The sequence below is a fragment of the Streptomyces albofaciens JCM 4342 genome, assembly GCF_008634025.1.
GTDB classification, from domain to species: domain Bacteria; phylum Actinomycetota; class Actinomycetes; order Streptomycetales; family Streptomycetaceae; genus Streptomyces; species Streptomyces albofaciens.
In genome coordinates this window covers 2,960,459-2,981,533 of the sequence record NZ_PDCM01000002.1, presented here as the reverse complement: position 1 = coordinate 2,981,533, position 21,075 = coordinate 2,960,459, and the positions used below count along the sequence as shown (strand labels likewise).

General features: G+C 70.9%; 21 protein-coding genes. 15 read left to right on the top strand and 6 right to left on the bottom strand.

All coding sequences use genetic code 11. From position 1 onward, the window contains the following. The first annotated feature begins 10 nt into the window (after positions 1 to 10). The 14 genes from CP973_RS32840 to CP973_RS32775 all read left to right on the top strand — a co-directional run bounded on the left by CP973_RS32840 (position 11) and on the right by CP973_RS32775 (position 13,460). Positions 11 to 658, top strand: coding sequence for an L-threonylcarbamoyladenylate synthase (locus CP973_RS32840; protein ID WP_003981321.1), 648 nt, complete (start codon positions 11 to 13; stop codon positions 656 to 658). Continuing rightward, on the top strand, positions 655 to 1,317 hold the full coding sequence (locus tag CP973_RS32835) for an arsenate reductase/protein-tyrosine-phosphatase family protein (RefSeq protein ID WP_030681156.1): 663 nt from the start codon (positions 655 to 657) through the stop codon (positions 1,315 to 1,317). The genes CP973_RS32840 and CP973_RS32835 overlap by 4 nt, the downstream gene beginning before the upstream one ends. 555 nt (positions 1,318 to 1,872) lie before the next feature. Further along, complete coding sequence (locus CP973_RS32830) at positions 1,873 to 3,210, top strand: serine hydroxymethyltransferase (RefSeq protein WP_208853342.1); 1,338 nt, start codon at positions 1,873 to 1,875, stop codon at positions 3,208 to 3,210. A gap of 100 nt (positions 3,211 to 3,310) precedes the next feature. After that, complete coding sequence (locus tag CP973_RS32825; protein ID WP_208853341.1) at positions 3,311 to 4,687, top strand: MraY family glycosyltransferase; 1,377 nt, start codon at positions 3,311 to 3,313, stop codon at positions 4,685 to 4,687. 291 nt (positions 4,688 to 4,978) lie between these two features. Beyond that, positions 4,979 to 5,416 carry a Cg1360 family ATP-synthase-associated protein gene (locus CP973_RS32820; protein WP_150247448.1) on the top strand — a complete coding sequence of 146 codons (438 nt, stop codon included), beginning with the start codon at positions 4,979 to 4,981 and terminating at the stop codon, positions 5,414 to 5,416. 279 nt (positions 5,417 to 5,695) lie between these two features. Further along, positions 5,696 to 6,493, top strand: coding sequence for a F0F1 ATP synthase subunit A (gene atpB, locus CP973_RS32815; RefSeq protein WP_150250607.1), 798 nt, complete (start codon positions 5,696 to 5,698; stop codon positions 6,491 to 6,493). Positions 6,494 to 6,574: 81 nt separating this feature from the next. Further along, positions 6,575 to 6,814 (top strand): ATP synthase F0 subunit C, encoded by a 240-nt coding sequence (gene atpE, locus CP973_RS32810; RefSeq protein ID WP_003981314.1) that lies wholly within the window; start codon positions 6,575 to 6,577, stop codon positions 6,812 to 6,814. A 62-nt stretch (positions 6,815 to 6,876) separates the two neighbouring features. After that, complete coding sequence (locus tag CP973_RS32805; RefSeq protein WP_425282077.1) at positions 6,877 to 7,425, top strand: F0F1 ATP synthase subunit B; 549 nt, start codon at positions 6,877 to 6,879, stop codon at positions 7,423 to 7,425. After that, on the top strand, positions 7,422 to 8,237 hold the full coding sequence (locus tag CP973_RS32800) for a F0F1 ATP synthase subunit delta (RefSeq protein WP_150247446.1): 816 nt from the start codon (positions 7,422 to 7,424) through the stop codon (positions 8,235 to 8,237). Before CP973_RS32805 ends, CP973_RS32800 begins: the two co-directional genes overlap by 4 nt. 150 nt (positions 8,238 to 8,387) lie before the next feature. Then, on the top strand, positions 8,388 to 9,980 hold the full coding sequence (gene atpA / locus CP973_RS32795) for a F0F1 ATP synthase subunit alpha (RefSeq protein WP_150247445.1): 1,593 nt from the start codon (positions 8,388 to 8,390) through the stop codon (positions 9,978 to 9,980). 20 nt (positions 9,981 to 10,000) lie between these two features. Then, positions 10,001 to 10,921: a F0F1 ATP synthase subunit gamma gene (locus tag CP973_RS32790; RefSeq protein ID WP_150247444.1), complete on the top strand. Its 921-nt coding sequence runs from the start codon at positions 10,001 to 10,003 to the stop codon at positions 10,919 to 10,921. A gap of 5 nt (positions 10,922 to 10,926) precedes the next feature. Further along, positions 10,927 to 12,369, top strand: a complete 1,443-nt coding sequence (atpD, locus tag CP973_RS32785; protein ID WP_150247443.1) for a F0F1 ATP synthase subunit beta — start codon at positions 10,927 to 10,929, stop codon at positions 12,367 to 12,369. Positions 12,370 to 12,477: 108 nt separating this feature from the next. Further along, entirely contained in the window at positions 12,478 to 12,861 is a 384-nt protein-coding gene (locus CP973_RS32780; RefSeq protein WP_003981308.1) for a F0F1 ATP synthase subunit epsilon, read from the top strand. A gap of 149 nt (positions 12,862 to 13,010) precedes the next feature. Then, positions 13,011 to 13,460: a DUF2550 domain-containing protein gene (locus CP973_RS32775; protein ID WP_003981307.1), complete on the top strand. Its 450-nt coding sequence runs from the start codon at positions 13,011 to 13,013 to the stop codon at positions 13,458 to 13,460. A gap of 323 nt (positions 13,461 to 13,783) precedes the next feature. Here CP973_RS32775 and CP973_RS32770 read toward each other — a convergent pair whose 3' ends face one another. From CP973_RS32770 to CP973_RS32760, 3 genes are all read right to left on the bottom strand, one after another. Beyond that, complete coding sequence (locus CP973_RS32770) at positions 13,784 to 15,916, bottom strand: glycoside hydrolase family 18 chitinase (protein WP_150247442.1); 2,133 nt, start codon at positions 15,914 to 15,916, stop codon at positions 13,784 to 13,786. Between the two features lie 185 nt (positions 15,917 to 16,101). Continuing rightward, a complete protein-coding gene (locus tag CP973_RS32765) occupies positions 16,102 to 16,788 on the bottom strand; it encodes a response regulator (protein WP_150247441.1) in 687 nt (228 codons plus the stop codon). Then, positions 16,785 to 18,047, bottom strand: coding sequence for a sensor histidine kinase (locus CP973_RS32760; RefSeq protein WP_150247440.1), 1,263 nt, complete (start codon positions 18,045 to 18,047; stop codon positions 16,785 to 16,787). Before CP973_RS32760 ends, CP973_RS32765 begins: the two co-directional genes overlap by 4 nt. Before the next feature lie 197 nt (positions 18,048 to 18,244). On the opposite strand from CP973_RS32760, the gene CP973_RS32755 reads away from it, so the two are divergent. Beyond that, the gene (locus CP973_RS32755) at positions 18,245 to 18,847 is read left to right on the top strand and encodes a hypothetical protein (RefSeq protein WP_150247439.1); all 603 of its coding nucleotides are present in this window, start codon (positions 18,245 to 18,247) and stop codon (positions 18,845 to 18,847) included. A 14-nt stretch (positions 18,848 to 18,861) separates the two neighbouring features. Here the strand turns inward: CP973_RS32755 and CP973_RS32750 are convergent, their stop codons facing one another. The 3 genes from CP973_RS32750 to CP973_RS32740 form a co-directional block, all read right to left on the bottom strand. Continuing rightward, a complete protein-coding gene (locus tag CP973_RS32750; protein WP_150247438.1) occupies positions 18,862 to 19,434 on the bottom strand; it encodes a cob(I)yrinic acid a,c-diamide adenosyltransferase in 573 nt (190 codons plus the stop codon). A 10-nt stretch (positions 19,435 to 19,444) separates the two neighbouring features. Then, on the bottom strand, positions 19,445 to 20,200 hold the full coding sequence (locus CP973_RS32745; protein WP_150247437.1) for an ABC transporter permease: 756 nt from the start codon (positions 20,198 to 20,200) through the stop codon (positions 19,445 to 19,447). 74 nt (positions 20,201 to 20,274) lie between these two features. Beyond that, positions 20,275 to 21,057, bottom strand: a complete 783-nt coding sequence (locus CP973_RS32740) for an ABC transporter ATP-binding protein (RefSeq protein ID WP_150247436.1) — start codon at positions 21,055 to 21,057, stop codon at positions 20,275 to 20,277. Positions 21,058 to 21,075 lie beyond the last annotated feature (18 nt).

Genomic DNA, 21,075 nt, shown 5'->3' with positions numbered 1-21,075 from the left:
GGTCCGTTAAATGGCACGGCGTTACGACTGCAGCGACGCGACCGACCGCGCGACCGGTCTGCGCGAGGCCGCATCGGCCGTCCGTCGCGGCGAGCTGGTCGTGCTGCCGACCGACACCGTCTACGGCATCGGCGCGGACGCGTTCAGTGCCCAGGCCGTCGGTGACCTGCTGGAGGCCAAGGGCCGCGGGCGCGGCATGCCCTCGCCGGTGCTCGTCGGCTCCCCGAACACCCTGCACGGCCTCGTCACGGACTTCTCCGAACAGGCCTGGGAGCTGGTCGACGCCTTCTGGCCCGGCGCGCTGACCCTGGTCGCCACCCACCAGCCGTCGCTGACCTGGGACCTGGGGGAGACCCGCGGCACGGTCGCGGTCCGGATGCCGCTGCACCCGGTCGCCATCGAGCTGCTCACCGAGTTCGGCCCGATGGCCGTCTCCAGCGCCAACCTGACCGGCCACCCCTCCCCGCAGGACTGCGACGCGGCCCAGGAGATGCTCGGCGACTCGGTCTCCGTCTACCTGGACGGCGGCCCGACCCCCGCCGCCGTACCGTCCTCGATCGTCGACGTCACCGGCCCCACGCCGCTGCTGCTGCGCGCGGGCGCGATCAGCGCGGAGGAGCTGCGCAAGGTGGCCCCGGGGCTTGAGGTGGCGAATTGATTGCGCCCCTCGGGCGTGGCATAGCGGGACCCGGCGAGGACAGCTACCGCACCTTCCGCATCCTCCACGTCAGCACCGGCAACGTCTGCCGCTCGCCGATCACCGAGCGGCTGCACCGGCACGCCCTCGACCTGCGCCTGGGCGCGGACCGCGGCGGCCTGATCGTGGAGAGCGCCGGCACCTGGGGCCACGAGGGCGCGCCCATGGAGACGCACGCCGCCACGGTTCTGGCCGATTATGGAGCGGATCCGGCCGATTTCACCGGCCGCGAGCTGCTCGACGAGCACGTCATCCGCGCCGACCTGGTCCTGACCGCCACCCGCGACCACCGCGCGCAGGTCATCTCCATGGGCCATTCGGCCGGGCTGCGCACCTTCACGCTGAAGGAGTTCAACCGGCTGGTACGGGCCATAGACCCGGCGACGCTGCCCGAGCCCGATCCGGCGCTGCCCGGCGGCGGGCTGGTCGAGCGCGCCCGCGCCCTGGTCGGCGCCGCCGCCGCGCTGCGCGGCTGGCTGCTGGCGCCGAACCCGGAGGCGGACGAGGTCTACGACCCGTACGGCGCGCCCATCACGTTCTTCCGCTCCATCGGCGACGAGATCAACCAGGCGCTGGACCCCGTGGTGACGGCGCTGACGGGGGTTCCGGCCCGGGCCTGACCCTTGGGGCCGCCGGGGGAGCGAAAGCGGCTCCTGGGGGCGGGGAAGGGGCTTCTGGGGGGTGTGGAGGGCGGTGGGGGCGCTTGGGGGCGGGGGCTTCGCGTGCGCCGCGTCCGGGTAAGCCCCCGCCGGGGGAACGATCAGGTTCGATTCGTCTCCAGGAGGCGCGCAGCCGGCCCCGCCTGGCCGCCCCGCCTGAGCCCGGCCACGGCCCTGCCCCGTACAGGCGGCCCCGTCCGAGCCCGGCCGCGGTCCTGCCCCGCCTGAGCCCGGCCTTGTCCGAGCCCGGCCACGGCCCTGCCCCGCCTGAGCCCGGCCCCGTCCGAGCCCGGCCGCGGCCCTGCCCCGCCTGAGTCCGGCCCTCGCCTGAGTCCGGCCCCCGCCTGAGCCCAGCCCCCGCCGGAGCCCGGCTTCGTCCGAGCCCGCCCCCGCCTGAGCCCGGCTCGCCCCCACCCGAGCCCACCTCCACCCCCAACCCGCCCCCTCCACCGCGCTCAACCGTCCTCCCGCGCCTACATTGGGATGCACGTCCCCGTACGAGGCCCGGAGTACGCCATGTCCGCCACCACCGCGTCATCCCGGAGCGAGACCACGGCTGCCCGGCGGACGGCCGCCGAGGCCCGGGCGGGGGAGGGGGGCGACCCGCCGCCGCCCTGGACCCCCGACTTCGCCGGGCTGCTGGACCAGGATCCCGAGATCGCGGGCGTGCTGTTGGCCGAGGTGGCCCGGCAGGACGACGGGCTGCAGCTCGTCGCCGCCGAGAACTTCGCCTCCCGCGCTGTTCTGGCCGCCCTCGGCTCACCCCTCGCGAACAAGTACGCCGAGGGGTATCCGGGCGCCCGGCACCACGGCGGCTGCGAGGTCGTGGACCTCGCCGAGCGGCTCGCCGTGGAGCGCGCCAAGGCCCTGTTCGGCGCCGAGCACGCCAATGTGCAGTCCCACTCCGGCTCGTCGGCCGTGCTGGCCGCCTACGCGGCCCTGCTGCGCCCCGGCGACGCCGTCCTGGCCATGGCGCTGCCGCACGGCGGGCACCTCACCCACGGCTCGCCGGCCAACTTCTCCGGCCGCTGGTTCGACTTCGCGGGCTACGGCGTCGATCCGCACACCGGGCTGCTGGACTACGACGAGGTACGGGCGCTGGCCCGCAGCCACCGGCCGAAGGCCATCGTCTGCGGCTCGATCTGCTATCCGCGGCACCTGGACTACGCCGCCTTCCGGGACATCGCCGACGAGGTGGGCGCGTATCTCATCGCGGACGCCGCGCACCCCATCGGGCTGGTCGCGGGGGGCTCGGCGCCGAGCCCGGTCCCGTACGCGGACGTGGTGTGCGCGACCACCCACAAGGTGCTGCGCGGCCCCCGCGGCGGCATGATCCTGTGCGGCGCCGAGCTGGCCGAGCGCATCGACCGGGCCGTCTTCCCCTTCACGCAGGGCGGTGCCCAGATGAACTCGGTCGCCGCCAAGGCCGTCGCCTTCGGCGAGGCCGCCACCGACGCCTTCGCGGGCTACACCCGGCAGGTCGTGGCCAACGCGCGGGCGCTGGCGGCCTCGCTGGCCGAGGAGGGCCTGCCGGTCACCACCGGCGGTACGGACACCCACCTGATCACCGCCGACCCGGCGCCGCTGGGCGTGGACGCCCGTACGGCCAGGGGGCGTTGCGCGGCGGCGGGCATCGTGCTGGACACCTGTGCCCTGCCGTGCCCCGACGACCCGTCCGGCCGCCGGCCCGGCCTGCGCCTGGGGGCCGCCGCGCTGACCACCCAGGGCATGGGCGAGGAGGAGGCCGCGGGCGTCGGCGCGCTGATCGCGGCGGCCGTCCGGGAGGACCCGACGGCCCGCGAGCGGACCGCGGCATTGGTCCGGCGCTTTCCCCCTTATCCCGATCAGACCTAGCGTCCTGCAACCATTCGAGGAACGGGAGTGTCTTCCCCTACGTTCACGGAGAGGGGGCGGACACGCATATGGTGTGTGGCTGTGATGGCCAGCGATACCAATGGGGCAGCCCGTGCGTGAATACCTGCTGACGCTGTGCGTCACGGCCGCGGTCACTTACCTGCTGACCGGGCCGGTACGGAAATTCGCCATCGCCGCCGGTGCGATGCCGGAGATCCGCGCGCGCGACGTGCACCGCGAACCCACCCCGCGCCTCGGCGGCATCGCCATGTTCGGCGGGCTGTGCGCGGGTCTGCTGGTCGCCGCCCACCTCTCCAACCTCAAGTCCGTCTTCGAGCACTCCAACGAGCCGCGCGCGCTGCTGTCGGGCGCGGCGCTGATCTGGGTGCTGGGCGTGCTGGACGACAAGTGGGGCGTGGACGCGCTCGTCAAGCTGGGCGGCCAGATGATCGCCGCCGGTGTGATGGTCCTTCAGGGCCTGACGATCCTGTGGATCCCGGTGCCGGGCATCGGCACGGTCTCGCTGAGCCCGTGGCAGGGCACGCTTCTGACGGTCGCTCTGGTCGTCATCACCATCAACGCCGTCAATTTCGTGGACGGTCTGGACGGGCTGGCCTCCGGCATGGTGTGCATCGCAGCCGCGGCCTTCTTCATGTACGCGTACCGGATGTGGTTCGGGTACGGCATCGAGGCCGCCGCGCCCGCGACGCTGTTCTCCGTCGTGCTGATGGGCATGTGCCTGGGCTTCCTGCCGCACAACATGCACCCGGCCCGGATCTTCATGGGCGACTCGGGGTCGATGCTGATCGGCCTGGTCATGGCGGCCGGCGCGGTCTCGGTGACCGGCCAGGTGGACCCGGACCTGCTGAACCTGAAGGCGGGCGGCGTCCGTGAGGCCACCCACGCGATGGTGCCGGTCTACATCCCGCTGCTGCTGCCGCTGACGGTCATCGCGGTGCCGGTCGCCGACCTGGTGCTGGCGATCGTGCGCCGTACGTGGAAGGGCCAGTCGCCGTTCGCCGCGGACCGCGGCCACCTGCACCACCGCCTGCTGGAGATCGGCCACTCGCACAGCCGGGCCGTCCTGATCATGTACTTCTGGTCGGCGCTGATCGCCTTCGGCGCGGTGGCGTATTCGGTCAACAACGCGAGCGTGTGGGTCGTGATGGGCATCGTGCTGCTGAGCGCGATCGGGCTGGTGCTTCTGCTGCTGCCGCGGTTCACGCCGCGGGCGCCGCGCTGGATGGAGTGGATGGTGCCGCCGCGGTACCGGCGCAGTGTGCAGGCGGTCGCCGTGGCCGCGGCGGCCGAGGAGAGCGCGGCGGTCGACGAGGCCGGGCACCTGGACGGGGGACGGCCGACCGAGGGGGCGCCGGGACGGGAGCGGCAGCCGGTGCCGGCGGGCATCAACGGGGCCACCGCGATCGGCGACCGGTCGCGCTTCGCGGACCGCCGCAAGGCCGGAAGTCACCACTGAGACGTGTTTTCGCCCCTACGAGCGACGTTCGAAAATTACCCCAAACGGGTCCCATAGCAGACAGAACGGCGCCGTGTCTCGCTCCAACGCGCGGATTACCGCTCACGTGTGACGGGTAGCACACCTAGCAGGTAAAGACCTCATCAAATAGTTTGTGATACCGTTCACGAAACCCGGCAACAGAGCCGAAGGACCGGAGTGCGACGGTCTTTCGGCCTCAGGTTCTCCCTCAGGCCGGGTCTACGCTCGTCCCTGACGACAACACCCCCATTTTCCTGACGGAGCGCCGCCATGCAGTCCACTGACGCCCGCCTACTTGCCAATGTCTCCGTGCCCTCGCTTGCCACCGGCGCCGTCGGCGTCGTGATCAGCGCTGTGGTCGCGGGCGGGCAGGGCGCGATCGGTGCTGCCATCGGCACGGTGCTGGTGCTGGTGCTGATGGGGTCCGGACTGGTGATCCTCCAGCAGACCGCGAAGCGGCTGCCCGATCTGTTCCAGATGATGGGACTGCTGCTGTACGCCGTGCAGATCCTGGCAGTCGCGATCTTCATGATCGCGTTCAAGGACACCACGCTCTTCAACGTCAGGGCGTTCGCCTTCACCTTGCTCGCGACGGTTCTGGTGTGGATCGCCTTCCAGGCCCGCAGCTATATGAAGGCAAGGATTCTCTACGTGAATCCCGAATCCGCCGAGTCCAAGAAGGCGGAAACCACGGGGTCGCGGACGTGACCCGTAGGGCCGGAATAAAAGCCCACGCGAGAGCCTGCTATCGTCCGGTGCCAACTGCGGCGCAGTCGGCGCAGGCGGCCGAGCTTCCAGGTCCCGAGTCAGGGGACCGGTTGCGCATACGGCCCACGCCTGTGATCCGGACCGGCCCCGCGCCGATCAGCCGCCCCCCAATCCGTAAGACCAGTCCAGTGCCGCACCGTGGCTCAATGCCGCGCCGACACAACGAGGTTGCCGTACCCATGCGCCACGCTGAAGGAGCTCGCGGTGAGTGCTGAAACGATGCTCGCCCTCGACACGGAGTGCCACCTCTTCATCCCGGGGTGTGGCTTCGAGGCCCCGGGCCTTCATTCGTTCGTCTTCGAGCCCCTTTTCACCATCGGTGGCTACGAGTTCAACAAGCCGATGCTGCTGGCCCTGCTCAGCACGGTCATCGTGGTGGCGTTCTTCTGGGCCGCCTTCGGCCGCGCCAAGGTGGTGCCCGGCAAGCTGCAGATGATCGGTGAGGCGGGTTACGACTTCGTGCGCCGCGGGCTCGTCTACGACGCGCTCGGCAAGAAGGAGGGCGAGAAGTACGTCCCCTTCATGGTCGCGCTGTTCTTCTTCGTGTGGATCATGAACCTGTGGTCGATCATCCCGGTCGCCCAGTTCCCGGTGACATCGGTCATCGCGTTCCCCCTGGGCCTGGCCCTGGTGGTGTACGTCCTCTGGCTCGTGCTGACGTTCAAGAAGCAGGGCTTCGTCGGCGGCCTGAAGAACCTCACCGGTTACGACAAGTCGGTCGGCTGGGTGCTCCCGCTGATCATGGTCCTGGAGCTGCTGCAGCACCTGGTCATCCGGCCCTTCACCCACGCGGTCCGGCTCTTCGCGAACATGTTCGCGGGCCACATGCTGATCCTGATGTTCACCGTCGCCAGCTGGTACTTGCTGAACGGCATCGGCATCGCCTACGCGGGCGTCTCGTTCGTGATGACTCTCGTGATGACCGCCTTCGAGATCTTCATCCAGGCCATTCAGGCGTACATCTTCGTGCTCCTGGCCTGTAACTACGTCCAGGGCGCGCTCGCCGAGCACCACTGAGCCCCCAGGTACCCCAGCAGTCCCCACCAGACGTCCGGTGGCCAACCCCCACCGGTCCATGAAAGAGAAGGAAGACACGGCATGTCCGCGACTCTCGAACTCGCCGCCGGCCTCAAGGGCAACGTCGCCTCGATCGGCTACGGCCTCGCCGCCATCGGCCCCGGCGTCGGCGTCGGCATCATCTTCGGTAACGGCACCCAGGCCCTGGCCCGTCAGCCCGAGGCGGCCGGCCTGATCCGTACCAACCAGATCATGGGCTTCGCCTTCTGCGAGGCGCTCGCCCTCATCGGCATCGTCATGGGCTACGCGTACCCGTCCTAATCACGGAACGCACCGACGACGCCACTTAGACGGAAGGCATTGATGTGAGCGCCCTGGTGAACATGGCGGCGGAGGTTCCTGAGAACCCCCTCGTCCCGCCGATTCCAGAGCTGGTCATCGGCCTGGTCGCTTTCTTCGTCGTCTTCGGCATCCTCGCCAAGAAGCTCCTCCCGAACATCAACAAGGTTCTGGACGAGCGCCGCGAGAAGATCGAAGGCGGTATCGAGAAGGCGGAGGCCCTACAGGCCGAAGCCCAGCAGGTCCTGGAGGACTACCGGTCCCAGCTCGCCGACGCGCGCCACGAGGCCGCCCGGCTGCGCCAGGAGGCGCAGGAGCAGGGAGCGACGCTGATCGCCGAGATGCGTGCCGAGGGCCAGCGGCAGCGCGAGGAGATCATCGCGGCCGGCCACGCCCAGATCGAGGCGGACCGCAAGCAGGCCGCGCAGTCGCTGCGCCAGGACGTGGGCAAGCTGGCCACGGAGCTGGCGGGCAAGCTGGTCGGCGAGTCCCTGGAGGACCACGCCCGCCAGAGCCGGACCATCGACCGCTTCCTCGACGAGCTTGAGGCCAAGGCGGCGTCGGACTCGACGAAGGCAGAGGCCGGCCGATGAATGGAGCGAGCCGCGAGGCACTCGCCTCCGCACGCGAGCAGCTCGACGCGCTGACCGACAACACGGTCGTCGACGCGGCGAAGCTCGCCGAGGAGCTGGCTGCCGTCACCGCTCTGCTCGACCGCGAGGTGTCGCTGCGTCGGGTCCTCACCGACCCGGCGCAGGCCGGCGAGGCCAAGGCCGAGCTGGCCGGGCGCCTGCTGGGCGGCCAGGTCGGCGGCGAGGCCGTCGACCTGATCTCCGGCATGGTCCGCTCCCGCTGGTCGCGCTCGCGTGACCTGGCGGACGCGACCGAGGAGCTGGCGTACAGCGCCGACCTCGTCGCGGCGCAGCGGGCGGGCGCCCTCGACGACGTCGAGGACGAGCTGTTCCGGTTCGGCCGGATCGTCGCCTCGTCGCACGAGCTGCGCGCGGCGCTGACGGACCGCACCGCACAGGGCCCGGCCAAGGCCGAGCTGCTGCGCTCGCTGCTGGGCGGCCGGACCAACCCGGTCACCGAGCGGATCGTGGTCCGGCTTGTCGCACAGCCGCGGGGCCGTAGCCTGGAGGCGGGGCTGGACGCCCTGTCCAAGCTGGCCGCGGCGCGCCGGGACCGGATGGTCGCGGTGGTCACCTCCGCGGTCCCGCTCAGCGACACCCAGCGGCAGCGCCTCGGCGCGGCACTGGCGTCGGTGTACGGACGGCAGGTCCACCTGAACCTCGACGTGGACCCCGAGGTCCTCGGCGGCGTCCAGGTCCGGATCGGCGACGAGGTCATCAACGGCAGCATCGCGGCACGCCTCGAAGAGGCGTCCCGGCGGATGGCCGGCTGACCCACCCACCAACTCAAGAAGTAGTACGGCGGCCCGAGTTGGGCCGTGGACGCAGTGACATCACGGGGGCAACCGCCCCTGCCTGCGGCGGGGGAGACGCATCACCCCCGTAAACGACGACGGGCCCAACAAGGAGAGCAGGGAACCCAGATGGCGGAGCTCACGATCCGGCCGGAGGAGATCCGGGACGCGCTGGAGAACTTCGTCCAGGCGTACAAGCCGGACGCGGCCTCGCGCGAGGAGGTCGGTACGGTCAGCGAGGCCGGTGACGGCATCGCGAAGGTCGAGGGCCTTCCCTCGGCGATGGCGAACGAGCTGCTGAAGTTCGAGGACGGCACCCTCGGCCTCGCGCTGAACCTGGAAGAGCGCGAGATCGGCGCGGTCGTCCTCGGTGAGTTCAGCGGTATCGAGGAGGGCCAGCCGGTGCGCCGCACCGGCGAGGTGCTCTCCGTCCCCGTGGGCGAGGGCTACCTCGGCCGCGTCGTCGACCCGCTGGGCAACCCGGTCGACGGCCTCGGTGAGATCGAGTCCGAGGGCCGCCGCGCCCTGGAGCTGCAGGCTCCGGGCGTCATGGTCCGCAAGTCGGTGCACGAGCCGATGCAGACCGGCTACAAGGCCGTCGACTCGATGGTGCCGATCGGCCGCGGCCAGCGTCAGCTGATCATCGGTGACCGTCAGACCGGCAAGACCGCCCTGGCCGTCGACACGATCATCAACCAGCGTGACAACTGGCGCTCCGGCGACCCGAAGAAGCAGGTCCGCTGCATCTACGTCGCCGTCGGCCAGAAGGGTTCCACCATCGCGTCCGTGCGCGGCGCGCTGGAGGAGGCCGGTGCCCTGGAGTACACGACCATCGTCGCCGCCCCGGCGTCCGACCCGGCGGGCTTCAAGTACCTGGCGCCCTACACCGGCTCGGCCATCGGCCAGCACTGGATGTACCAGGGCAAGCACGTCCTGATCATCTTCGACGACCTCTCGAAGCAGGCCGACGCCTACCGCGCCGTGTCCCTGCTGCTGCGCCGCCCGCCGGGCCGTGAGGCCTACCCGGGTGACGTCTTCTACCTGCACTCCCGCCTGCTGGAGCGCTGCGCGAAGCTCTCCGACGAGCTCGGCGCCGGCTCGATGACGGGTCTCCCGATCGTCGAGACCAAGGCGAACGACGTCTCGGCGTTCATCCCGACCAACGTCATCTCCATCACCGACGGCCAGTGCTTCCTGGAGTCCGACCTGTTCAACGCGGGCCAGCGCCCGGCGCTGAACGTCGGTATCTCCGTCTCCCGCGTCGGTGGCTCCGCCCAGCACAAGGCCATGCGCCAGGTGTCCGGCCGCCTCCGTGTGGACCTCGCCCAGTTCCGTGAGCTGGAGGCGTTCGCCGCCTTCGGTTCCGACCTGGACGCGGCGTCCAAGGCCCAGCTCGCCCGCGGTCAGCGCATGACCGAGCTGCTCAAGCAGGGCCAGTACGCGCCGTACCCGGTCGAGGAGCAGGTCGTCTCCATCTGGGCCGGCACCAACGGACACATGGACGACGTCCCGGTCGAGGACATCCGCCGCTTCGAGCGCGAGCTCCTGGACTGGATGGGCCGCGAGAAGAAGGAGCTGCTGACCAGCATCGCCGAGGGCGCCAAGATGTCCGACGACACCCTCCAGGCGCTCGCCGACACCGTCACCGCCTTCAAGCAGCAGTTCGAGACCTCGGACGGCAAGCTTCTCGGTGAGGACGCACCGGTCAGCACCGCCAAGTGACGACGGAAGGGACCTGATCCATGGGAGCCAAGCTCCGGGTCTACAAGCGTCGCATCCGCTCCGTCACCGCGACCAAGAAGATCACCAAGGCGATGGAGATGATCGCCGCCTCGCGCATCGTCAAGGCGCAGCGCCAGGTGGCGGCATCGACGCCGTACGCGAGTGAACTGACCCGCGCGGTGACGGCGGTTGCCACCGGTTCGAACACCAAGCACGCCCTGACGACCGAGGCGGAGAACCCCACGCGGGCCGCGGTGCTGCTCATCACGAGCGACCGCGGTCTGGCCGGCGGCTACTCCTCCAACGCCATCAAGGCCGCCGAGCAGCTCACCGAGCGGCTCCGGGCCGAGGGCAAGGAGGTCGACACCTACATCGTCGGCCGCAAGGGTGTCTCGTACTACGCCTTCCGTGAGCGCAAGGTCACGGAGTCGTGGACCGGCTTCACCGACAGCCCGACGTACGCGGACGCCAAGGCCGTCGCCGGGCCGCTGATCGCCGCTGTCCAGCAGGACACCGCCGAGGGCGGCGTGGACGAGCTGCACATCGTCTACACCGAGTTCGTGTCGATGATGACGCAGACGCCGGTCGACGACCGGCTGCTGCCGCTCAGCCTCGAAAAGACGGCCGAGGAGGCGCAGGCTTCGTCCAAGGGCGAGATCCTGCCGCTGTTCGACTTCGAGCCGTCGGCCGAGGACGTGCTGGACGCGCTGCTGCCGCGGTACGTCGAGTCGCGTATCTACAACGCGCTGCTGCAGGCCGCCGCCTCCAAGCACGCCGCCACCCGGCGCGCGATGAAGTCGGCGACCGACAACGCGGAAGAACTCATCAAGTCGCTCTCGCGGCTTGCCAACGCGGCCCGCCAGGCCGAAATCACCCAGGAAATCAGCGAGATCGTCGGTGGCGCGAGCGCACTGGCCGACGCGACCGCGGGGAGTGACTGACAACTATGACCACCACTGTTGAGACGGCCACGGCGACGGGCCGCGTCGCGCGGGTCATCGGCCCGGTCGTCGACGTGGAGTTCCCCGTCGACGCGATGCCGGACATCTACAACGCGCTGACCGTCGACGTGGCCGACCCGGCCGAGGACGGCAAGACCAAGACGCTGACGCTGGAGGTCGCCCAGCACCTCGGTGACGGCATGGTCCGCGCCATCTCCATGCAGCCCACCGACGGTCTGGTCCGCCAGGCCGCGGTGACCGACACCGGCGCGGGCATCACCGTCCCGGTCGGTGACGTCACCAAGGGCAAGGTGTTCAACACCCTCGGCGAGATCCTGAACGTGGACCCGTCCACGGTCGAGGTCACCGAGCGCTGGCCGATCCACCGCAAGGCCCCCAACTTCGACCAGCTTGAGTCGAAGACCGAGATGTTCGAGACCGGCGTCAAGGTCATCGACCTGCTGACCCCGTACGTCAAGGGCGGCAAGATTGGTCTGTTCGGCGGCGCGGGCGTCGGCAAGACCGTCCTCATCCAGGAAATGATCTACCGCGTGGCCAACAACCACGACGGTGTGTCGGTGTTCGCCGGTGTCGGTGAGCGCACCCGTGAGGGCAACGACCTGATCGAGGAGATGACGGACTCCGGCGTCATCGACAAGACCGCGCTGGTCTTCGGCCAGATGGACGAGCCCCCGGGCACCCGTCTGCGGGTCGCGCTGGCCGGTCTGACGATGGCGGAGTACTTCCGTGACGTCCAGAAGCAGGACGTCCTCTTCTTCATCGACAACATCTTCCGGTACACCCAGGCGGGTTCCGAGGTGTCCACCCTGCTGGGCCGTATGCCCTCCGCGGTGGGCTACCAGCCGAACCTGGCGGACGAGATGGGCCTCCTCCAGGAGCGCATCACCTCGACCCGCGGTCACTCGATCACCTCGATGCAGGCGATCTACGTCCCCGCGGACGACCTGACCGACCCGGCGCCGGCCACCACCTTCGCCCACCTGGACGCGACCACCGTTCTGTCGCGTCCGATCTCGGAGAAGGGCATCTACCCGGCGGTGGACCCGCTGGACTCGACGTCCCGCATCCTGGACCCGCGCTACATCTCGCAGGACCACTACGACTGTGCTTCGCGGGTCAAGACGATCCTGCAGAAGTACAAGGACCTGCAGGACATCATCGCGATCCTCGGTATCGACGAGCTGGGCGAGGAGGACAAGCTCGTCGTCCACCGTGCCCGTCGCGTCGAGCGCTTCCTGTCGCAGAACACCCACGTGGCGAAGCAGTTCACCGGTGTGGACGGTTCGGACGTGTCGCTGGACGAGTCCATCGCCGCGTTCAACGCGATCTGCGACGGTGAGTACGACCACTTCCCCGAGCAGGCGTTCTTCATGTGCGGTGGCCTTGAGGACCTGAAGGCGAACGCCAAGGAGCTGGGCGTCTCCTGAGGCCCGGCCGCGTTCCGGGGGCGGCCCTGGCCGCCCCCGGTCCGAACGACCACTAGTATTTGACCCAACATCTGCCGCACCCGGCAGGTGGAGACCCGAGGAGCCATCGTGGCTGAGCTGCACGTCGAGTTGGTCGCCGCCGACCGTCAGGTCTGGTCGGGCGAGGCCAGCCTGGTCGTCGCGCGCACCTCGTCGGGCGACATCGGCGTCATGCCGGGGCACCAGCCGCTGCTCGGCGTGCTGGAGTCCGGCCCGGTGACGATTCGTACGACCGGCGAGGACGGGGACGGCACCGTCGTCGCCGCCGTGCACGGCGGCTTCATCTCGTTCGCCGACAACAAGCTGTCTCTGCTCGCGGAGATCGCCGAGCTGTCCGACGAGATCGATGTCCAGCGCGCGGAGCGGGCCTTGGAGCGGGCGAAGTCGGAGGCCGACGCGGCCGCCGAGCGCCGCGCCGATGTCCGGCTGCGTGCGGTGGCGGGCGTCCACTGAGGCCCACCACCGACAGGCAAGTCCCTCAGCCGCGGGTCGCGCTGGAATTCTCCAGAGCGGTCCGCGGCTGAGGCGATGCAGGTGCGATTTGCTCCCCGGCGCCCGACCGGCGCCGGGGGTGACCCATCGAGGCGAGGAGGTCGGTTCGGATGGTCCTCGCTCTGCTTGTGAGCGGCGCGGTCGTCGTGCTGGTGCTGCTGGGACTCTTCGTCTTCGGACTACGACGACGGCTCATCCAGCGCTCCGGCGGCACGTTCGACTGCAGCCTGCGCTGGAACGTGCCCGAGGAAGAGGCCGAGCCCAGCGGCAAAGGCTGGATCTACGGCGTCGCGCGCTACAACGGTGACCGGGTCGAGTGGTTCCGCGTCTTCTCGTACGCGCCCCGCCCCCGCCGCGTCCTGGAACGCTTCTCCATCGAGGTCCTCCAGCGCCGCACCCCCCAGGGCGAGGAGGAACTGGCCCTCCTGTCCGACTCCGTCGTGCTCGCCTGCCGCCACCGCGGTACGAGGCTGGAGCTGGCGATGAGCGAGGACGCCCTGACGGGCTTCCTGGCGTGGCTGGAGGCGGCGCCTCCGGGGCAGAGGGTGAACGTGGCGTAGTCGAGAGGCACCCCACCTGGACGGAGTCCGGGGCCCCGTGTGCATGGTGCAGTCCGCCCGGTGCCGCCGGGTCGCGGCGTCGGGGCCGATGCCCGCGCGGCGGCTGCGGCTCCCGGTCCTGCTCGGCAACGCCGAATGCCCGGCCGGCGCCGGGCCCATTCTCTTCCCTCTTCCGCCGCCACCGGCCGCACTCTTCCGCCGCGCCGGCGACCGGCCCGCGGCCGCACCCGGCCGGGGCGCGGTGCTTTTCCGGCTGGACCGGCCGAAGGCCGGGAAGGCGGGGGCGACGCCGCCTTCCCGGCCGGTCCGGGGGAGAGGCCGGGTTACTTCAGGCCGCTGTCGATCGCGGTCATCAGTTCGCCGTCGGCCGTGTCACCGCTGAATTCCCAGAAGAACGCGCCGCCCAGGCCCTGCTGTTTGGCGTAGTTCATCTTGCCGGTGATCGTCGCGGGGGTGTCATAGCTCCACCAGTTGCTGCCGCAACGGGCGTAGGCGGTGCCGGCGACCGTGCCGGTGGACGGGCAGCTCGCCTTGAGGATCTTGTAGTCCTCGATGCCCGCCTCGTACTTGCCGGGGGCCGGGCCGGTGGCGGTGCCGCCGGGGGCGTCCTGGGTGACGCCGATCCAGCCGCGCCCGTAGAAGCCGATGCCGATCAGCAGCTTCTTCGCGGGCACGCCCTTGGCCTTGAGCTTCTGCAGGGCCGCGTCGGTGTTGAAGCCCTGCTTGGGGATGCCGGGGTAGGACGTCAGGGGCGAGTGGGGGGCGGTGGGCCCGGTCTTGTCCCAGGCGCCGAAGAAGTCGTACGTCATGACGTTGTACCAGTCGGCGTATTGCGAGCCGCCGCCGTAGTCCGCCGCGTCGATCTTGCCGCCGTCCGAGCCGTCGGCGGTGATCGCCGCGGTGACCAGCTGCTTGCCGAACTTGGCGCGCATCGCCTTCATCATCTCGGCGAACGCCGCCGGGCCGCTGGTGTCACAGGTCAGGCCGCAGGCGTTGGGATACTCCCAGTCCAGGTCGATGCCGTCGAAGAGGCCGGCCCAGCGCGCGTCGTTGACCAGCTGGTAGCAGGAGTCGGCGAAGGCGGCCGGGTTCTTGACCGCGTCGGTGAAGCCGCCGGACCAGGTCCAGCCGCCGAAGGACCACAGGATCTTGATGTTCGGGTACTTCGCCTTGAGCTTCTTGAGCTGGTTGAAGTTGCCGCGCAGCGGCTGGTCCCAGGTGTCGGCGACGCCGTCCACGCTCTGGTCGGCGGTGTAGGCCTTGTCGGTGGCCGCGTAGGCGTCCCCGATGGTGCACCGGCCGCCCTGGACGTTGCCGAACGCGTAGTTGATGTGCGTCAGCTTGCTCGCGGAGCCGGAGGTGACCAGGTTTTTCACGTGGTAGTTGCGGTCGTAGACACCCCACTCGGTGAAGTAGCCCAGCTTGACCGCGTCCACGGGCTGCTGCCCGCCGCCGGTGGTGCGCACGGCGGTCGGTTCGCTGGCGGGGCCGGTCTGGTCGGCGGTGTCGCGCGCCACGACCGTGTAGGTGTAGTCGGTGCCCTTGGCCAGGCCGGAGTCGGTGTAGGCGAGCTTCTCGACGGTGGCGACCTTGGTGCCGTCGCGCAGGATGTCGTAGTTCTTGACGCCCTTGTCGTCGGTGGCCGCGGTCCACGTCAGCCGTACGGAGGTGTCGGTGACGTCGCTCGCCACCGGCTTGCCGGGGGCGGACGGCGGGTTGTCACCGGGCTGGCCGCCGCCGGTGGTGCGGACGGTCACCGGTTCGCTCGCGGGGCCCGTCTGGTCGGCGGTGTCGCGCGCCACGACCGTGTAGGTGTACGAGGTGTCCTTCGTCAGGCCGGAGTCGGTGTAGGCGAGCTTCTCGACGGTGGCGACCTTGGTGCCGTCGCGCAGGATGTCGTAGTTCTTGACGCCCTTGTCGTCGGTGGCGGCCGTCCACGTCAGCCGTACGGAGGTGTCGGTGACACCGCCGGCCACCGGCTTGCCGGGCGCGGACGGCGGGGTGTCGCCGGGCTGCGAGCCGTCGCAGGAGCCGCCGTTGAGCTTGCAGCCGCTCACGTCACCGCCGCCGCTGCCGGACCCGGTGAAGCCGAAGCTGACCGAGGCGCCGGGGGCGATGGTGCCGTTCCAGTTGGCGTTCTGGGCCTTCCAGTGCGTGCCCGAGCCGCTGACCCGGGCGTCCCAGGCGGAGGCGACCGAGGTGCCGGAGGGGAAGTCCCACTCGACGGTCCAGCCCTGGATGGTGGTGTCGCCGGTGTTCTTCACCGTCCACTGGCCCTGGAAGCCGGTGCCCCAGTCGGAGACCTTGGTGTACGTGGCGGTCGCCGATTCGGCGGCGTGCGCCGGGGTGGCACCGGCCAGGCCGATCAGCGCGGCGACGGGCAACAGGAGCGCGGTGAGGGCCGCGAGGGCTCTTCGTCGGGCGTGGGTGGTGCGTGTCAGGGTTCCGGGTGTCACGGATGCTCCCAGGTAAGGGGGTGGGAAGGTGGGGGAACCTGCGCCGCCCGGTGAGCGCTGTGGGGCGCGCTCACCGCAAAGATGTGAAGGGAGCGTAAAAAGGTCCAGACCTACGGTCAAGAGGTCTGGACCAAAGTGGTTGGCGGCCTCCGCCGCGCCCGCCCGGACGGCGGCGGCCGGCCCGGTCAGTCGTCACCCACGCCCAACTCCTGCGCCAGCACCGCCGCTTGCACCCGGCTGCGCAGCCCCAGCTTCCCCAGCAGCCGGCTGACGTGCGTCTTGACGGTGGCCTCCGCCACCTCCAGCCGGACCGCGATATCGGCGTTCGACATCCCCCGGCCCAGGCACCCCAGCACCTCGCGTTCGCGGCGGGTCAGGGTGTCCAGGACCGCCGGGTCCGGCGCCGCGGCGCCGGCGGGGCGGCGGGCCGAACGGGGACTGGCGAACTCCGCGATCAGCCGCCGGGTCACGGCCGGGGCGATCAGTCCCTCCCCGGCGGCCACCGTGCGCACCGCGTCCACCAGCGCCGCCGCCTCGGTGTCCTTGAGCAGGAACCCGGCGGCGCCCGCGCGCAGCGCCCCGAAGACGTACTCGTCCAGGTCGAACGTGGTCAGCACCAGGACGTCGGCCAGCTCCTCGGTGACGATCGCGCGGGTGGCCGACACCCCGTCCAGCTTGGGCATCTGTACGTCCATCAGGACCACGTCGGGACGCAGCTCACGGGCCAGCCGTACCGCCTCCTCGCCGTCCGCGGCCTCCCCGGCCACCTCGATGTCGGGGGCCGAGCGCAGGATCAGCACCAGCCCGGCCCGTACGGCGGACTGGTCCTCGGCGATCAGCACCCGGACCGGGCGGCCGGTGGCAGCTGTCATCGTTCCTCTTCCTCCTCACGGACCGGGAGCGTGGCCCGTACCCGCCATGTCTTGCGGTCTCCCGCGTTCTCGGGACCGGCCTCGAAAGCGCCCCCGAGCAGGGCGATCCGCTCCCGCATGCCGACCAGCCCCGCGCCGGAGCCGGGCGCGCGCGGGCCGGGACGGTCGCCGAAGGGGCTGGTCACGCTGACGGTGAGCGGGCCGCCGGGAGCGTATGCGATGCGGACCGTCACCTCGCCGGGCGCGGCGTGCTTGAGGGCGTTGGTCAGCGACTCCTGCACGATGCGGTACGCGGCCAGCTCCACCGGCGCGGGCAGCCGCGCGGCGCCGCCGTCCGCCCGGGTGTCCTGCCGGTCGTTCTGCCGGTCGGCCCGCCGGTCGTCCTGGAGGGTGAAGGTCAGACCGCTGCTCGCCCCGTTGGCGCGCGCCTGCCGCAGCAGCGCGTCCAGCCCGCCCAGGGTCGGTGTGGCCTGTGCCTCGGCCGTCGCGCCGGAATCCTTCGCGTCCCGCAGCAGCCCGATCAGCCGCCGCATCTCGGCCAGGCCCTGCACACTGTTCTCCCGGATGACGCCGAGCGCCTCCCGGGTGGCGGCCGGGTCGTCTATGGACTGCGCGGCCGTGGCGTGGATCGCGATGGCCGACAGGTGGTTGGCGACCATGTCGTGCAACTCCCGGGCCATCCGGGCGCGTTCGGCGACGACGGCCTGGGTGCGGTCCATCTCGGCCAGCAGCGCGGTCTGTTCGGCCTCCAGCCGGGCGGCCCGCGCGGCGTCGCGGTGCTCGCGGATGATGACGCCGGTGAAGGCGGGCGCGGCCGTGATCACCCCGACGCCGATGCCGAGCAGCAGGGCCCGCGGGTCGCGCAGCACCGCGACCGGGACGACGGTGGCGGCGACGGTGAGCAGGACGGTGAGGACCGGCAGCCGCCGGGCGGTGGCCGGCGACCCGTACAGCACCGCGGCGTAGACGACGTCGGTGAACATCACGATCGTGATGATCAGCCCGCCGGTGCACACGTCCAGCGCGAGCGCGGCGGTCGCCGTGGCCAGCGCGGTGCGCGGCGCGCTGCGGCGCAGCAGCTCGGCGCCGGACATGGCGGCCAGCGCCAGCAGGATCAGCCAGTCCGGCAGGTCCACGATCGGCCCGTTGTTGCGCAGTCCCAGCGCCCACACCAGCAGGCCGCCGAGCAGCCCGCAGACGGCGATGCGCAGGTCGTCGCGGTGCGGCCGGGGCGGGAAGGGGCGGGGTCGTGCGGTCACCCCACCATCAAACACGGCCGCGCGGCCCGCCGCCTCCACGCCCCGGCCGAACCGCGCGCCCCGCCCGGTACATCGAAAGATGCAGTTCCGGGCGGTCGCGGGGCATCGAAAGATGCAGCGGCGGATCGTCACGGGCGACGAGGGAACGGCGGGATTCCGGGGCGAGCCTGGGAGGGACAGGAAAGGAGGGGCGTCCCGTGATCGCTGTGCTGATCGTCGTCTGCGAGGTCGGCTTCTGGGTACTGCTGGCCGGCGGACTGGCCCTGCGCTATCTGGCGAAGATGCCGCGTACCGGCGTCGCCGTGCTGCTGCTGGAACCGCTGCTGGAGCTGGTCCTGCTGATCGTCACCGCCGTCGACCTGAAGAACGGCGCGGAGCCCGACTGGAAGCACGGCCTGGCCGCCGCCTACATCGGCTTCTCGGTCGCGCTGGGGCACCGCACCGTCAAGTGGGTGGACGTCCGCTTCGCCCACCGCTTCGCGGGCGGCCCGCCGCCGGTGCCCGCGCCGAAGTACGGCCGGGCCCGCACCGTCTTCGAATGGCAGTCGGCGGCCCGCTGGATCCTCGCCGCGCTCATCGCGATGGGCCTGCTGGAGGCCGCCGTCCGGTACGTGGGCGATCCGGCGCAGACCACCTCGCTGCGCGGCTGGCAGGCCAAAATGCTCTTCGTCATCGGCATCAACCTGGTGATCGCGACGAGCTACACGATCTGGCCGAAGCAGGCGCCGGAGGCGGACCCGCCCCCGGGCGGCACGGACGACCGCGACCGCACGGGGGCCGGCCGTGAGTCCGGCCGGTGAGCCCGGCGCCGGTCCTACCGCTCGCCGCCCGGCACCCACAGCACGTCGCCCTGCTCCTTGTTGGCCGTACGGGCGAGGATGAACAGCAGGTCGGAGAGGCGGTTGAGGTAGGTGGCGGTGAGGTGGTTCATGGTGTCGCCGTGGGTCTCCAGCGCCGCCCAGGTGGAGCGCTCGGCACGGCGTACGACCGTGCACGCCTGGTGCAGCAGCGCGGCGCCCGCCGTACCGCCGGGCAGGATGAAGCTGCGCAGCTTCTCCAGGCCCTCCAGGTAGTGGTCGCAGTCCGCCTCCAGCTTGTCGATGTAGGACTGCTCGACGCGCAGCGGCGGGAACTCCGGGTTCTCCACCACCGGCGTCGACAGGTCCGCGCCCACGTCGAAGAGGTCGTTCTGCACCCGGACGAGCACCTTGACGACGTCCTCCGGCAGCGAGCCGAGCGCGATGGCCACACCGATCGCCGCGTTGGCCTCGTTGGCGTCCGCGTAGGCCGCGATCCGTGTGTCGGTCTTGGCGGTCCGGCTCATGTCACCGAGGGCGGTGGTGCCCTTGTCGCCGGTACGGGTGTAGATGCGCGTCAAATTGACCATACGGGCGAGCCTACGCGGCGGCCCTGCGGAAGGCACGGGCGCACACGGCAGCGGCCAGGACGGCGAGTCCGGCCGCGACCAGCGCGCCGTACAGCAGGCTCGCCGCGGTGTAGTCGCCCACGTAGGCCGCCCGGACGCCGTCCACGAGGTAGCGCAGCGGCATGACGTGCGAGAGCACGTCCAGCCAGCCGGGCGCCAGGGCCATCGGCAGCATGAGGCCGGACAGCAGCATCGTGGGCATGGTGGCGGCGTTGACGACCGGCCCGAACTCCTGCGGCGAACCGACCTTCAGGGCCAGCGCGTACGAGAACGAGGACAGCGCGACGGTCGTCACGGCGACGAACGCGAACCCGATGAGGATGCCGCCCAGCGGCGCCCGCAGTCCCATCACCACCGCCGCCAGCACCAGCAGCACCGCCTGGAAGGTGAACAGCGCCGCGTCCCGCAGCACCCGCCCCAGCAGCAGCGCGAGCCGGCTGACGGGCGTCACCCGCATGCGCTCCAGAACGCCGTACTGCTTCTCGATGATGATGGCGAAGCCGCAGAACGACCCGCCGAAGAGCGCGAGTTGGAGCAGCAGGCCGGGCACCAGGACCTGCCAGGAGCTGCCCTCGGAGGCCAGCGGCAGGTCGGTCAGCAGCGGGCCGAAGAAGAACAGGTACAGCAGCGGCATCAGCACGCCGAAGAACATCTGGAGCCTGGAACGCAGGGTCTGCCGGGCATAGCGCCCGAAGATCAGGGCCGTGTCGGACAGGACGGAGGACATACGGGGACTCCTGGGGTTCCTGGTGCGGATTCTGGTGTGGGCCTGGTGCGCGGTTCCTGGGGAAAGGGCGGCGGTCAGACGGCGACGGGAGCGGTGTCCGCGGGAGTGGGGCTGCGCCCGGTGATGGCCAGGAAGGCGTCCTGGAGGGACGCGTCGGGCGAACCGGCGTACTCGGTCTTGAGCGCGCGCGGGGTGCCCTCGGCGGCCACCACGCCCTGGTCCACGACCACGACGCGGTCCGCGAGCGCGTCCGCCTCGTCGAGGTAGTGGGTGGTCAGGACGACCGTGGTGCCGAAGTCCGTGCGCAGCCGCCGGACCAGCTCCCACAGGTCGGCCCGGCTGCCGGGATCGAGCCCGGTGGTCGGCTCGTCCAGGAAGAGCACCGTCGGCCGGTGCACCAGACCCATCGCGATGTCCAGCCGCCGCCGCTGCCCGCCGGACATCGCCGCGCACCTGCGGTCCAGCAGCCCGTCGAGGCCGAGCGCGTGCGCCAGTTCCTCGGCGCGGGCCGTCGCCTCGGCCTTCGGCAGGCGGTACAGGCGCCCCTGGGTCACCAGTTCCTCCCGTACGGAGACGTTCGGATCGACGCCGCCGGACTGGGCCACGTAACCGGTGGCGCGCCGCACCCCGGCCGGGTCGCGGGCGAGATCGCAGCCGGCCACCGTCGCGCTGCCGCCGGTGGGCGCGAGGAGTGTGGTGAGCATCCGCAGGGTGGTGGTCTTCCCGGCGCCGTTCGGGCCGAGCAGACCGAGGATCTCACCGCGCTCGGCGGTGAGGTCGATGCCGCGCACCGCTTCGACGGTGCCGCGCGGGGTGGTGAAGGTCCGGGCCAGGCCGGACGCGCTGATGACTGCCATGCCGACAGAAAAACAGAG